Origin of the sequence: Methylobacterium sp. Leaf117 (assembly GCF_001422985.1) — a bacterium.
Taxonomy (GTDB): Bacteria; Pseudomonadota; Alphaproteobacteria; order Rhizobiales; family Beijerinckiaceae; genus Methylobacterium.
The window spans coordinates 804,611-817,940 of record NZ_LMNL01000001.1 but is presented as its reverse complement, the minus strand read 5'-3'; the positions used below and the strand labels follow the sequence as shown (position 1 = coordinate 817,940).

Here is a 13,330-nt window from a genome sequence, read left to right as displayed (position 1 = left end):
GTTCGAGGCCATGATGATCAGAACCAGCATGGAGATCAGAACCGGCATGGAGATCAGGACCAGCATGGGGACCAGGACCAGGGCGAACGAGACCATGCGGTACAGGGCCATGCGGCACAGGGCTCTGCGCACGGGTATGCGGATGCGATGATGCGGTTCGACCTCGTCGATCTCGGCCTGTTCCGCCACGTGGTCGAGGCGGGATCGATCACCCACGGCGCGGCCCGGGCCAATCTCGCGCTGGCCGCCGCCTCGGTGCGGATTCGCGCCATGGAGGAGACCCTGGGGGCGGCCCTCCTGACGCGCGGGCGCCAGGGCGTCGTCCCGACCCCGGCGGGGCGCAGCCTGCTCGCCCATGCGCGCGGGCTCCTGGAGCGGATCGACCGGATGCAGGAGGACCTGGCGGCGTTCTCCGGCGGCACGGTGGGGCAGATCCGGCTGGTCTCGAACACCAATGCGCTGACCGAATTCCTGCCCGAGGTTCTGAGCGCGTTCCTGGCCCGCCGGACGGGGGTCAGCGTCGATATCGAGGAGCGGACCTCGGACGAGATCGTCGGGCTGGTGGCCGAGGGCTCGGCCGATCTCGGCATCGTCGCCGGCACGGTGGATACTGGCGCGCTGGAGACCTACCCGTTCCGCCAGGACCGCTTCGTCATGGTGGCGGCTGCCGACCATTCCCTGGCGGCGCGGGACGCGGTCGCCTTCGCGGAGGTGATGGAGCATCCCCTGGTGGGGCTCGACCGCACCAGCGCGCTGACCCGGTTCCTCGCCGACAAGGCGGCGCGCACGGGGCGCCCGCCCATGCGGCTGCGGGTGCAGTTGCGCAGCTTCGACGCGATCTGCCGGCTCGTCGCCTGCGGCGTCGGGCTCGGCATCGTGCCGGAGACCACGGCGGCGCGGGCCGCCCGCACGATGCCGCTGGCCATCGTTCCGCTCGAGGATGCCTGGGCCCTGCGCGACCTCACCATCTGCGTGCGCTCGCTGGCCGACCTGCCGCGGTTCACGCGGGATTTTGTGGCCGACCTGCGCGGTTAAGGCGGCTTTCGGACGCCTGGGGGCTCCCATCAGGGACATCGCTTCGGTACAACCCGGCTCGGGCGCCTATCCCGGGCGCCTGAATTCGGGGGAGTTCGCCGGCCAGATGCAGGATTCGACCGCCCCCGCCCCCGATACGGCCCTCGTCGATCCCGACGTCCACGTGGAGAGCTTCCGGCAGGCCCGCGAGGCGCGCCGGCTCGAACTGGTGGAGGATTACGTCGAGCTGATCGCCGACCTGATCGGCGATGGCGGCGAGGCGCGTCAGGTCGACATCGCCGCCCGCCTCGGAGTGGCCCAGCCCACCGTGGCCAAGATGCTCAAGCGTTTGGCCGAGGACGGCCTGGTGCAGCAGCGCCCCTATCGCGGTGTGTTCCTGACGGAGGCGGGTCAGGCCCTGGCCGTGCAGAGCCGCGAGCGCCACCGCATCGTCGAGCAGTTCCTGTGCGCTCTCGGGGTCAGCCCCGAGATCGCGCGCCGCGACGCCGAGGGCATCGAGCACCATGTCAGCGCCGAGACCCTGGAGGCGTTTCGGCTGTTCACGGCGAAGTCGGCCTGACCGGTGCGAAATTCTTGCGGGGCGTGCGCCGGGGACCGGCTCAGGCCGGGACGGTCTGGGGGGCGGCGGCGGCCTCGGGCATCGGCTCGCCGTCCGGCACCACGTCGACCTCGACCTTGAGCTTCTGCGGACCGGACGAGGAGACGATGCCGTCGATGGGTGAGACATCGGTGTAGTCGCGCCCGCGCGCCACCACGATGTGATCGTCGCACATGCCGATGCCGTTGGTGGGATCGAGGCCGATCCAGCTGTCGCCGCACCAGACCGAGACCCAGGCGTGGCTCGCATCGGCGCCGCGCAGGCGCGGGCGCCCGACCGGCGGGATCGTCCGCAGGTAGCCGCTGACATAGGCGGCCGGCAGGCCGAGCCCGCGCAGGCCCGCGATCATGATGTGGGTGAAGTCCTGGCAGACGCCGGCCCTGAGGGCGAAGGCCTCGGCGAGGGGCGTGTGGACCGTGGTCGCCTTCGCGTCGAACCGGAAATCCGCCCGGATGCGCTGCATGAGATCGACGGCGCCCCCGTAGGCGCTGCGGCCGGGCGGGAAGCTGACGCGGGCATAGTCCGTCACAGCCGGCACCAGGGGCACGCGGACGCTCGGGAACTGGAAATGCACCGGCTCGTCGGGACCGAGGCGGCGTCCGGTGACGGACTCGTCGCGCACCTGCTCCCAGGCGCGGCCGGATTCGGGGGCGGGCAGCGGCGCGCGCTCGACGCGCACCCGCGACAGCGCCTCGACCCGCAGTTCGGTATGGGGCGCGTCGATCGTCACCACGGTCACGTCGAGGCCGAAATAGTCGCGCCGCACCACCCGCGTGCGCGGGTCGGGCGCGATCGTCAGGCTGCTCTCCAGCACCGTCTGGCCCTCGCCGTCGCGCGGGCGCAGGCGCAGGGCGCAGCGGGCGAAGCGGACCGGGCGGGCATAGCGGTAGGTGGTGAGGTGGCGCAGCGTATAGATCACGCGAGCCCCACCAGCTTCTCGGGGCGCAGGGCGTGCGGCCCGTTGGGGAAGTAGCGGGTGGCGATGGCGTCGGCGAGGCCCTCGACCGCGTTCTCGAGTCGGGTCAAGGCCGCGCCGTCGAACTCCGCCGCCTCGCCGGTGGCGAACTCGGCCGCGAGCCTAGCGGCGAGGCGCTGCTGCGGCTCGGGCAGCCCGTCGACCCGTAGGACCGGCAACTCCCCGAGATGCCGGACGATCGCCTCGACCTGGAAGGCCACCGAGCGCGGATTGAACGGATCGAGCAGCACCATGTCGCGCACCGGGTCCAGGGCTACGCCCTGAAGGTACCGGGCGCCGAACGAGACGTGTGAATCGCACAGGGACAGCATCACGCCGAGATCCTCCGCCGTGGCCTCGTCGCCCGCAAAGCGCGTCGCGAAGGCGCAGGTGTTGATCGCCCGTTCGATGCGGCGGCCGAGATCGACGAAGTGCCAGCCGGCGGTGCGGTTCATATTCTCCTGCGCCAGACCCGACAGGGCCGCGATGTGGCTGAGCGCTCGCTCGGCGAGGCTGAGCAGTTCCGCTTCCGACAGGACGTGGCCCGCGTCGATCTCCAGCAGGTCCTTGAGATCGGCGAGGGCCCGCCAGGCCTCGCCCGACAGGCGTTCGCGCAAGGTTGCGGCGTTGGCCCGGGCCGACAGGCTGTGGCGCAGGGCCGAGCCGTAGGCGTCCGCGCCGCTCAGCGCCTGCTGGGCCAGGGCGGCGGTGGGCAGGTTCGGGGCCTCGATGGCGCCCCACTCGTCGAGCAGCGCCCGGATGCGCAGGGCCGTCGGGGCCTTGGCGTCGCCCGCCATGTCGGCGATGACGGCGGAGCCGACGCTGCCCAGATGGGCGACGACGAGGCGGATCACCGCCTCGGCCCGCTCGACGTAGCGCCCGAACCAGAACAGGTTGTCGGCGGCCCGCGACGGCAGGTGGCCGGCGATGCGGCGCACCCGGGCGGAGCCCGGCTGGATCAGCGTCGCCGTATCGACCGGATCGCGCGACAGCACCCAGACATCGGCCGACTTGATGCCGGCGCGCATCTCCAGGGGCTCGACCTCCGGCCGCTCCGAGATGCGGCAGAAGCCGCCCGGCATCACGCGCCAGCCGTCCGGAGTCGCCGCCGCGAAGACGCGCAGCACGAAGGGGCGCGGCACCAGCCTGAGACCGCCGCCGCTCCGGTCCCAGCCCGGCATGGTGGCGAGCGGCATGGTCTCCTGGGCCACGTAGTCGAAGGGCCGGTCGCGCAGGGCCGCGAGCAGCCGGTCGCGCTCGGCATCGAGGGCGTGCGGGGCCAGGATCGCGTCGCGCACCGCGCCCTTCGGCGGGGTGGCCACCGGGCGCAGGCTCAGCCCGTCGAGGTTGTCGCGCACCTGCGCCAGGGCATCCGGGTCGCCGCACCACCAGGTTCGCGGCCCGGCGATCTGCAGGTCGCGGCCGAGGAAGTGTCGGGCAATGCCGGGCAGGTAGGCGGCCAGCGCGCCGGATTCGAGGATGCCGGAGCCCGGCATGTTGCCGACCACGAGACTGCCGTTGCGCAGGGCCTCCACGAGGCCGGGCACGCCGAGGCGGGAGCCCGGGTTCAGTTCGAGGGGGTCGATGTAGTCCGAATCGATCCGGCGCCACAGCACGTCGGCGCGCTTGAGGCCCGAGACGGTGCGGACATGCAGGGCGCCGTCCTGCATCACGAGGTCGTCGCCCTCCACCAGCAGCAGGCCGAGATAGCGCGCGAGCGCGGCCTGCTCGACATAGGTCGAGCTGAACACCCCGGAGGTGAGGAGACAGATGCGCGGGTCGCTGCGCTCGGCCCCCACCGCGAGGCCATCGCGAAACGCCTGGAAGAAGGCCGCGAGACGCTCGACCCGGAGATCGGCGTGGAGGTCCGGGAAGGCCCGCGTCAGGACGAGGCGGTTCTCCAGCGCGTAGCCGGGGCCGGAGGGCGATTGCGTCCGGTCGGCCAGGATGCGCCAGCGCCCGTCCGGCCCGCGGGTGACGTCGGCGGCGTAGAGCTTGAGGTAGCGCCCGCCCGGCGGCGTGACGCCGACGAGAGGCCGCATGAATTCGGGGCTGCCCGCCACCACGGCGGCCGGCAGCAGGCCGCCGGCGACGAGCCGGCCCGCGCCGTAGAGGTCCGAAAGGATCGATTCCATCAGACCGGCGCGCTCGACGATGCCGGCGCTCAGGGCCTCCCAGTCCCCCTGCTCGATGACCAGCGGCAGCGATCCGAGCGGCCAGGCGTGCTCGCGCTTGTCGCCGTAGATCCGGTACGAGATGCCGGTGTCGCGGATACGGCGCACCGCCGAGACGAAGCGTGCGCCGATCTCCAGTTCGTCGAGGTCGCCGAGCCGGTCGAGGAAGCGTAGCCAAGCCCCCTTCGGCCGGCCATCGCGGTCCATGAACTCGTCCGGCACGCCCGGCTGCGGCCGATAGGCGGAGGTCCAGCGCGCGAGGCGCTCGGCCCGTCCCTGTCTCTCCGCCGTAGCCGCCTCGCTCATCGGGGCGTGACGCCCGGCGGGGCCGGCATGCGCAGGTCGAGCGTCATCGGGAACTCGCGGTTGGTCTCCTCCGGCGGCATCGCGATCTTGCCCGGGGTGTGGCCGTGGGCCTGGAAGCGGGCGAGGCGACGCCCCTCCGCCTCGTAGGTGTTGACCGGGAAGGTCTCGTAGTTGCGCCCGCCCGGATGGCTGACATGGTAACGGCAGCCCCCGAGCGACCGGCCGCTCCAGGCATCGAGGATGTCGATGGTGAGCGGCGAGTGCGCGGGGATCGTCGGATGCAGCGAGGAGGCCGGCTGCCACGCCTTGAAGCGCAGGCCCGCCACCGCCTCGCCCGAGGTCCCGGTGCCGGTCATCGGCAGGCGCCGGCCGTTGCAGGCGATGATGTGCCGGCCGGGGACATAGCCCTCGACCTTCACCTGCAGCCGCTCCACCGACGAATCCACGTACCGCACGGTGCCCCCGATCGCGCCCTCCTCGCCCAGCACGTGCCAGGGTTCGAGGGCCTGGCGCAGCTCCAGCTTGACGCCGCCCTGCTCCACCGTCCCGAACACCGGGAAGCGGAACTCGCGCTGCGCAACAAAAGCCGCCGGGTCGAAGTCGTAGCCGGCTGCCCGCAAGTCTTCCAGCACGCCGAGGAAGTCGGCCCACAAGAAGTGGGGCAGCATGAAGCGATCATGCAGGCCCGTGCCCCAGCGGACACAGCCGCCGGCCTGCGGCTCGCGCCAGAGCCAGGCCACGATGGCGCGCAGGAGGAGCTGCTGCGCCAGGCTCATGCGCGGGTCCGGCGGCATCTCGAAGGAGCGGAACTCGAGCAGGCCCAGGCGGCCGGTGGGGCCGTCCGGCGAGTAGAGCTTGTCGATGCAGATCTCGGACCGGTGGGTGTTGCCGGTCACGTCCACCAGGATGTTGCGGAAGATGCGGTCGACGAGCCAGCGCGGGATGTTGGGCTCGTCGGGCTTGGGTACCTGCGCCATCGCGATCTCGAGCTCGTAGAGCCCGTCATGGCGCGCCTCGTCCATGCGCGGCGCCTGGCTCGTCGGACCGATGTAGAGGCCGGAGAACAGGTAGGACATGGCCGGGTGGCGCTGCCAGTACAGCACCAAGCTCTTCAGCAGGTCGGGCCGGCGCAGGAACGGCGAATCGTTGGGGGTCGCGCCGCCCAGCACCACGTGGTTGCCGCCGCCGGTGCCGGTATGGCGCCCGTCGGTCATGAACTTCTGGGCGCCGAGACGGATCTGGCGGGCATCCTCGTAGAGGTCGGTGGTGATCCGCACCGCGTCGCGCCAGGTCGGGGCGGGATGCACGTTGACCTCGATCACGCCGGGGTCGGGCGTGACCTTGATGACGTTCAGGCGCGGGTCGAAGGGCGGCTCGTAGCCCTCGATGTGCAGGGTCTGCTTCAACTCGGCGGCGGCACCCTCCAGGTGGCCGAGCAGTTCCAGGTACTCGTCGACCCGCTGCAGCGGCGGCATGAAGACGTGCAGGATGCCGTCGCGCGGCTCCACCGCGAAGGCGGTCCGCACGGCCACGCCGGTGACGCCGGAGCCGTTGACGGTCTCGGGGCCGGGATGGCTTTCGGGCAGCGCATCGCGCTCCTCGAGCGTGTCCTGCGGCTGGTAGTAGGGATAGTGCTCCTGCGGCACGTGGGGCAGCGCGGAGAGCGGCAGGCGATAGCCCACGGGCGAGTCCCCCGGCGTCAGGAAGGCGTGGCCGCGGCGGAACTCCCAGGGCTCGGAGATCCACAGCCGGTCGGAATCCCCATCCTTGCCGGTGGGCAGGCTGGCCAGCGGCAGGGCGTAGCCGGCGGCCTCGCCCAGTCCCCGCTCGAACACCCGGGCCATGCGGGCATTGGTCTCGGGGTTGGGGTAATGCGGCTCGGCGGTGGTGACGTTGACGGGCAGCTCGTCGCGCTTCTCGGTCCAGTAGACCGGGTCCTCGAAGGCCGGGAACACGTAGGCGCCGAGACCGAGGCGCTTGGCGACTCCGTCGATCAGGTCCTTGGCCTTGTGGATGGTCGCGTCGCGCGGGCCGTCCTCGGCGGCGATCAGGTCGGCATCGGTCCAGACCGGCACGCTGTCCCGGCGCCAGTACAGGGCGAAGGCCCAGCGCGGCAGGCTCTCGCCCGGATACCACTTGCCCTGGCCGTAATGCAGCATGCCGCCGGGGGCGAAGCGGGTGCGCAGGCGCCGGATCAGCTTGTCGGCGAGGCCGCGCTTGGTCGGGCCGACCGCGGCCGCGTTCCATTCGGCCGATTCGAAGTCGTCGATGGAGACGAAGGTCGGCTCGCCGCCCATGGTCAGGCGGACGTCCTGCGCGGCGAGATCGGCGTCGATGCGCTCGCCGAGCGCGTCCATGGCGGACCAGACCTCCTCGGAGAACGGCTTGGTGATGCGCGGCGCCTCGGCCACGCGGGTCACCGTCATCTCGAAGCCGAACTCGACCTTCGCCGGCTCGGCGAGGCCCGAAATCGGGGCCGCCGAGGCGTAGTGCGGGGTGGCCGCCAGGGGGATGTGCCCCTCGCCGCAGAGGAGGCCCGAAGTGGCGTCGAGCCCGATCCAGCCGGCGCCGGGCAGGTAGACCTCGGCCCAGGCGTGCAGGTCGGTGAAGTCGGTGGTGGTGCCGGCCGGGCCGTCGACCGCCGTGGTGTCTGGCACGAGCTGGATCAGGTAGCCCGAGACGAAGCGGGCGGCGAGGCCGATGCGGCGCAGGATCTGCACCATCAGCCAGGCCGAGTCGCGGCAGGAGCCGCTCTTGAGCGTCAGGGTCTCGGCGGCACTCTGCACGCCGGGTTCCATGCGAACGCCGTAGGTGATCTCGCCCGCCACCTGGGCGTTGAGCGCCACCAGGAACAGCACCGTGTTGGGCTCGGCCGGCAGGCGCTCCAGGAAGGCGTCGACTTCCGGCGCCATGGCGTCGTCGAGGACGAGGTAGGGTTTCAGCTCGGCGGTGAGGTCGTCCGCATAGGTGAAGCCGCGGGCCTGGGCGTAATCCTCGACGAAGAAGTCGAACGGGTTGATCACCGACATGTCGGCGGTGAGGTCGACCTCGATCTTCAGCTCGGTCGTCTTCTCCGGGAAGATCAGCCGGGCGAGCCAGTTGCCGTTCGGGTCCTGCTGCCAGTTGATGAAGTGGTTCTCGGGCAGGACCTTGAGCGAATAGGCCGGCACGGCGGTGCGCGTGTGCGGCGCCGGGCGCAGGCGGATCACCTGCGGTCCGAGCGCGATCGGCCGATCGTAGGTGTAGTGGGTGACGTGGTGCAGGGCGGCTTTGATCGACACGGGGGCTCCCGCTGTATCTGGACAGGGCGCCGGACATGTGCGGGGCACGCACCGGCGGCGGAGAAACGGGGCACCACCCTGCGGTGACCCGGAAGAAGCTTCACCAGAGACATACGCGAACGGCGACCCGCACGCGATGGCCTTCGGAGCGATGGCCCGCCGGGCTGCAAGCCTTCGGGGCGACCCGCCCGCCGCGCCCGCCGCCGGCGGGCCGGAAGCAGCCAGGACGTGTACGGGCGCCATCGACTAGCAAGTTTCGTGCACCGCAGGCGCTTCGTGTGTGTTCCCGTATGCTGCCGGCATCCTGCCCCGAAGGGTCGGCCGGCAGTCCCGATGCGGTGCGGGGGACAGGAACTTCGGCCTCGGCCCATGCTTTGCCCCCCTGCCGCACGCGAATAGGCTATGAGGGTTCCTTCACGGGCGGCATGCGACGCGTGATCGACAGACAGGAAAGGCGTTTCGCGACGAATCCATGAAAATCTTCCAGTGCCAGGCCTGTGACCAGCCGATCAGCTTCGAGAGCACCCATTGCGAGAGCTGCGAGCGCCGGCTGGGCTATGCCTGCGAGATCCACGAGATGTCGGCCCTGGAGCCTGTGGGCGGCCTGTGGCACGCCTATGCCAATCCCGGACGCCGCTACCGCTTCTGCGCCAACGCCGATCACGACGCCTGCAACTGGCTGGTGCCGGAGGATTCGCCGAACCGCTACTGCATCACCTGCCGGCACAACCATGTCGTGCCGGATCTCTCGATCGCCTGGAACCTGACCCGCTGGCGCCAGATCGAGGCGGCCAAGCACCGGCTGTTCTACTCGCTCCTGCGGCTCGACCTGCCGCTGATGACCCGCGACGAGAACCCCACCACCGGCCTCGCCTTCGACTTCCTGGTCGATCCCTCGGAGAGCTACCAGATCGGACCGCCCGTCCTCACCGGGCATCGCAGCGGCCTCATCACCCTCAACATCGCGGAGGCCGACGATGTCGAGCGGGAGCGCCGGCGGATGCTGTTCGGTGAGTATTACCGCACGCTCCTCGGGCATTTCCGCCATGAGATCGGGCATTATTTCTGGAATGTGCTGGTTCGCTTCGACCAGAGCCTGTGGACCTTCCGGTCGCTGTTCGGCGACGAGCGGCTGAACTACTCGGGGGCGCTGCAGCGTCATTATGCGCACGGAGCGCCGGCGGACTGGGAGGAAGGCTACGTCAGCGCCTACGCCACGGCCCATCCGTGGGAGGATTTCGCCGAGACCTGGGCGCAGTACCTCCACATCGTCGACACCCTGGAGACCGCCAGCACCTTCGAGATGCGCGTGCGCCCACGCCTGCGCCACGGCCCGGCCGAGCCGGTGGTGATCGATTTCGACCCGTACCGGACCACGGATTTCAGCCGCATCGTCGAGGCCTGGCTGCCCCTGACCTACGCGGTGAATTCCCTCAGCCGCAGCATGGGCCAGCCGGCCCTGTTCCCGTTCAAGCTGACGCCGGCGGTGATCGCCAAGCTGTCCTTCGTGCATGAGCGCATCGAATCCGTCCGCTGCATGGGCAGCAACGATTCCGATGCCGACATCCTCAAAGCGGTGATTTCCGGCCTGCGCCAGAAAGTGGCGGCCCCGAACGCGTGAGGCGCGGTCCGACCGTCGCCGCGCTCGGTCAGGCGGTTTCGAGCGGACGCGGCCGGCCCTCGTCGTCGATCGCCACGAAGGTGAAGGTCGCCTCGGTGACCTGTTCGCGCAACTGCGTGCGAAAGCGCCGGGCCCAGGCCTGAACCTCGATCTTCATCGAGCTGCGCCCGACGCGCGCGATCCGGGTGTAGACGCAGAGCACGTCGCCCACCCGCACCGGGCGGATGAAGGTCATGGCATCGACCGCGACGGTGACCGCCCGCCCCTGCGAGCGCTCGACGGCCGCGATGCCCCCGGCCTGATCCATCTGCGACATTACCCAGCCGCCGAAGATGTCTCCGTTGGCGTTGGTGTCCGCCGGCATCGCGATGGTGCGCACCGTCAGGTCGCCGCTCGGGAGCCGCACCGCCTCGGTTTCCGCCATGATCCCACTCATTCCTACGTCCACGCCTACGTCCACGCCCAATCGCGCGCCGTTTCGCCTGCATTCCGGGGGCCAGCCCGCGTGGCGGCCGATCCCGCCCCGCACAGCGTTCCTCGGGAGAGACGCCGGACCGCGCTTCACCGCCTCAGGGTATCAGGTCGGCCAGTTTGAGCGCGCCCGCAAGGATCACGGCGCTGATCGAGACGAGGAGTTCGAGGGGGATCGACTCCCAGATCGGGCGCGCGGAGGCGCGCCGGGCGGCGATGGCGTTCATCATGTTCCCTCGGGAGCGATGCCGTCTGATGCGGGTCGTCTCCAGCTCGGCAGTTTAGCGCAGGATGACGCCACTTCCCATCCGAAGATACGAATTTTAGTGCTCTAAACGACGACACCCGACCTTCGATTCACGAAGGCCGGGCCGCGAGAGATCAGACGTCCCCGAAGGGGACCGGTTCGGGACGCTTAGTAGTAGAAGCGGCGCGGGCCGTAAAAGCGGCGCGGACCATAGAAACGACGCGGGCCGTAGAAGCGGCGCGGGCCATAGTAGCGGCGGCCGTAGAAGGGGCGCGGGCCGTAGAAGCGACGCGGGCCATAGAAGCGGCGGCGGTAACCGTAATACTGCACGGTCTGTACGGCGGCCGGGGCAGCCTCGCTCTGGAGGGCGAGGGCGGGGCCGATGGGGGCGGCCGAAGCGCCCTGCGGCGCCGTGGCAGCGAAGCCTAGGGCCAGCAGCGCGGCCAGCACGAGTTTCCTCAGCACGTTTTCAACTCCCTGGATCTGTCGAGACTCGACATTCCGTGCCCGCTTGTCCGCGAGGCCCGGACGCAGAAAACGCACAAACGCCGAAAGCGTTTCCCTCGGCTCACCCAAGCGTGACCGTAATGGTCAATGAAGGCTTGCGAAGCATTGGGCGCCGACGCCCTCAGGCAATCTTGAGCGTCATGTCGACGACAGCGGCCTCGGCGCTGCCTTTGACCAGCGCGATCCCGTGTTCGCAATCCTCCCGGCGGACGTAAGCTTCCGCCGAATCCGCGATGACGTTTCCGTTCTGAGACCGAAGGCGCCAGCGCCAGCCCCCAGCAGAATCCCTGTAGAGTTCAAACCGCATCGTCCCGCCTCCACGCGGCCGGACGCACCGTCCGGCTCACCCTGAAATGGCGAGACGCACCGCATTGGCAATGTCTCCGCTGAGCGATGTCTTCGCTGCAACGCGGGTCCCGGACATGACAGCGCCGCCCCGGCGGACCGGGGCGGCGCTGCATCACGATGTCAGGAGACTGGGTTCAGGAACGCGGGCCGCGGTCGAGCCAGCCGATGGCGCGGCCTTCGCCGCCGCCCTGCGGACGCGGGGTGCGGGGACGCTCGCCACGGGGCTCGGTGCGGGCCTCGCCGGCGCTGGCCGGGCGACGATCGCCGCGCGGCTCCTGGGGACGGGCGGCACCCTCGGGACGGCTCGGGCGTCCGCCGCCGCGGTTCTCGCCGCCGCGACCCTCGCCGCCACGCCCGTCGAAGCCACGACCCTGGCCGGGACGGCCACCCGGGCGGCTGCTCGGACGCTGGCCCTGGCGCTGGCCGGGACGCTGGCCGTGCGGCGCCGGACGGCGCTCCTCGGCCTGGGCGTTGTCGGCCGCTTCCTGGCGGGACGGCGGGGTGAAGCCCTCGGGGAAGGCGCCGACGGGGATCTTCTGGCGCGTGGTGCGCTCGATATCCCGCAGGTAGGCCTTCTCCTCGTCGTTGCAGAACGAGATGGCGAGCCCGTTCGCCCCGGCGCGCGCGGTGCGGCCGATGCGGTGGACGTAGCTCTCCGGCACGTTCGGCAGGTCGTAGTTGATGACGTGGCTCACCGCTTCGACGTCGATGCCGCGGGCGGCGATGTCGGTGGCGACCAGCACCCGGCAGGACCCGTCCTTGAAGGCGGCGAGCGCCCGTTCACGCTGCGGCTGGGACTTGTTGCCGTGGATGGCCGAGGCGTTGATCCCGACCTTCTCCAGGCCGCGGACGACGCGGTCGGCGCCGTGCTTCGTCCGGGTGAAGACGAGCACGCGCTCGATCACCGGATCGCGCAGAATGTGATTGAGCAGGGCCTGCTTCGCGCCGGTATGGGCGAAGATGACCTCCTGGGTGACGCGCTCGGCGGTGGTGGCGACCGGGGTCACCGCGACCTGGACCGGATCACGCAGATACTGGTCGGCGAGGCTGGCGATGTTCTTCGGCATGGTGGCCGAGAAGAACAGGCTCTGACGCTCCTTCGGCAGCATCTTCACGATACGCTTGAGAGCGTGGATGAAGCCGAGGTCGAGCATCTGGTCGGCCTCGTCGAGGACGAGGATCTCGACGGCCTCGAGGGTCAGCGAGCGGCGCTCGATGAGATCCATCAGGCGGCCGGGGGTCGCGACCAGGATGTCGACGCCGTTGGCCAGCGCCTTCTCCTGGCGGGAGATGGTGACGCCGCCGAACACCACGGTGTTGGTGAACGACAGGTATTTTCCGTAATCGGAGAAGTTCTCGGCGATCTGGTTGGCCAGCTCGCGGGTGGGCGAGAGCACCAGCACGCGGCAGCCGCGACGGATCGCCTTGCGCGGGGTCTCGGCGAGGCGGTGCAGGATCGGCAGCGCGAAGGCCGCCGTCTTGCCGGTGCCCGTCTGGGCGATGCCGCAGAGGTCGCGGCCCTGCATGGCGGGGGCGATGGCCTGGGCCTGGATCGGGGTCGGGCTCTTGTAGCCGGCCTCTTCCAGGGCGCGCAGCACGGGCTGGGCGAGGCCGAAATCGGTGAATTGGGTCAAGGAGGTACTTTCAGGCAGCGGGACCGTGCCGGACGCCCTCGTGGCAAGGGGAAACGTCGAAGAGTGTGGTCGGTCCGTTGAGCTGGAGCCGCCCGCGTGCTGGGGCAGTCCGGGTGCATGCACGTTGAAGAGAGGGGCTCAGGTCGCTCGGGG

11 protein-coding genes are annotated in these 13,330 nt (G+C 70.5%); 3 read left to right on the top strand and 8 right to left on the bottom strand.

The annotated features are described in order from the left end of the window. Positions 1–147 precede the first annotated feature (147 nt). Both ASF57_RS03690 and mntR read left to right on the top strand, forming a co-directional pair. Positions 148–1,035 carry a LysR family transcriptional regulator gene (locus tag ASF57_RS03690; protein ID WP_244476787.1) on the top strand — a complete coding sequence of 296 codons (888 nt, stop codon included), beginning with the start codon at positions 148–150 and terminating at the stop codon, positions 1,033–1,035. Positions 1,036–1,141: 106 nt separating this feature from the next. Beyond that, entirely contained in the window at positions 1,142–1,594 is a 453-nt protein-coding gene (mntR, locus tag ASF57_RS03685) for a manganese-binding transcriptional regulator MntR (RefSeq protein ID WP_056180515.1), read from the top strand. Between the two features lie 40 nt (positions 1,595–1,634). Here the strand turns inward: mntR and ASF57_RS03680 are convergent, their stop codons facing one another. Genes ASF57_RS03680 through ASF57_RS03670 form a run of 3 tightly spaced genes read right to left on the bottom strand, consistent with a single transcriptional unit; the run spans position 1,635 to position 8,349 of the window. Beyond that, a complete protein-coding gene (locus tag ASF57_RS03680) occupies positions 1,635–2,552 on the bottom strand; it encodes a transglutaminase family protein (protein WP_056479995.1) in 918 nt (305 codons plus the stop codon). Next, the gene (locus tag ASF57_RS03675; RefSeq protein ID WP_056479992.1) at positions 2,549–5,068 is read right to left on the bottom strand and encodes a circularly permuted type 2 ATP-grasp protein; all 2,520 of its coding nucleotides are present in this window, start codon (positions 5,066–5,068) and stop codon (positions 2,549–2,551) included. The genes ASF57_RS03680 and ASF57_RS03675 overlap by 4 nt, the downstream gene beginning before the upstream one ends. After that, positions 5,065–8,349 (bottom strand): transglutaminase family protein, encoded by a 3,285-nt coding sequence (locus ASF57_RS03670; protein ID WP_082503649.1) that lies wholly within the window; start codon positions 8,347–8,349, stop codon positions 5,065–5,067. Before ASF57_RS03670 ends, ASF57_RS03675 begins: the two co-directional genes overlap by 4 nt. 472 nt (positions 8,350–8,821) lie before the next feature. Between ASF57_RS03670 and ASF57_RS03665 the strand changes: the two genes are divergently transcribed. Continuing rightward, on the top strand, positions 8,822–9,970 hold the full coding sequence (locus ASF57_RS03665; RefSeq protein ID WP_056180195.1) for a putative zinc-binding peptidase: 1,149 nt from the start codon (positions 8,822–8,824) through the stop codon (positions 9,968–9,970). A 28-nt stretch (positions 9,971–9,998) separates the two neighbouring features. On the opposite strand, the gene ASF57_RS03660 is transcribed toward ASF57_RS03665, so the two are convergent. The 5 genes from ASF57_RS03660 to ASF57_RS03645 form a co-directional block, all read right to left on the bottom strand. Next, complete coding sequence (locus ASF57_RS03660; RefSeq protein WP_056180198.1) at positions 9,999–10,394, bottom strand: acyl-CoA thioesterase; 396 nt, start codon at positions 10,392–10,394, stop codon at positions 9,999–10,001. A gap of 145 nt (positions 10,395–10,539) precedes the next feature. Then, complete coding sequence (locus tag ASF57_RS27200) at positions 10,540–10,671, bottom strand: hypothetical protein (RefSeq protein ID WP_280138730.1); 132 nt, start codon at positions 10,669–10,671, stop codon at positions 10,540–10,542. A gap of 185 nt (positions 10,672–10,856) precedes the next feature. Next, on the bottom strand, positions 10,857–11,153 hold the full coding sequence (locus ASF57_RS03655) for a hypothetical protein (protein ID WP_056180201.1): 297 nt from the start codon (positions 11,151–11,153) through the stop codon (positions 10,857–10,859). Between the two features lie 163 nt (positions 11,154–11,316). Beyond that, positions 11,317–11,502 carry a DUF1508 domain-containing protein gene (locus tag ASF57_RS03650; RefSeq protein ID WP_056180205.1) on the bottom strand — a complete coding sequence of 62 codons (186 nt, stop codon included), beginning with the start codon at positions 11,500–11,502 and terminating at the stop codon, positions 11,317–11,319. Positions 11,503–11,677: 175 nt separating this feature from the next. Then, positions 11,678–13,177 (bottom strand): DEAD/DEAH box helicase, encoded by a 1,500-nt coding sequence (locus tag ASF57_RS03645; protein ID WP_056479986.1) that lies wholly within the window; start codon positions 13,175–13,177, stop codon positions 11,678–11,680. Positions 13,178–13,330 lie beyond the last annotated feature (153 nt).

Coding starts and splice junctions, on each gene's coding strand:
- ASF57_RS03690 (WP_244476787.1), top strand. CDS start 148: ATGATGCGGTTCGACCTCGTCGATCTCGGCCTGTTCCGCCACGTGGTC.
- ASF57_RS27200 (WP_280138730.1), bottom strand. CDS start 10,671: ATGATGAACGCCATCGCCGCCCGGCGCGCCTCCGCGCGCCCGATCTGG.
- mntR (WP_056180515.1), top strand. CDS start 1,142: ATGCAGGATTCGACCGCCCCCGCCCCCGATACGGCCCTCGTCGATCCC.
- ASF57_RS03665 (WP_056180195.1), top strand. CDS start 8,822: ATGAAAATCTTCCAGTGCCAGGCCTGTGACCAGCCGATCAGCTTCGAG.
- ASF57_RS03675 (WP_056479992.1), bottom strand. CDS start 5,068: ATGAGCGAGGCGGCTACGGCGGAGAGACAGGGACGGGCCGAGCGCCTC.
- ASF57_RS03660 (WP_056180198.1), bottom strand. CDS start 10,394: ATGGCGGAAACCGAGGCGGTGCGGCTCCCGAGCGGCGACCTGACGGTG.
- ASF57_RS03650 (WP_056180205.1), bottom strand. CDS start 11,502: ATGCGGTTTGAACTCTACAGGGATTCTGCTGGGGGCTGGCGCTGGCGC.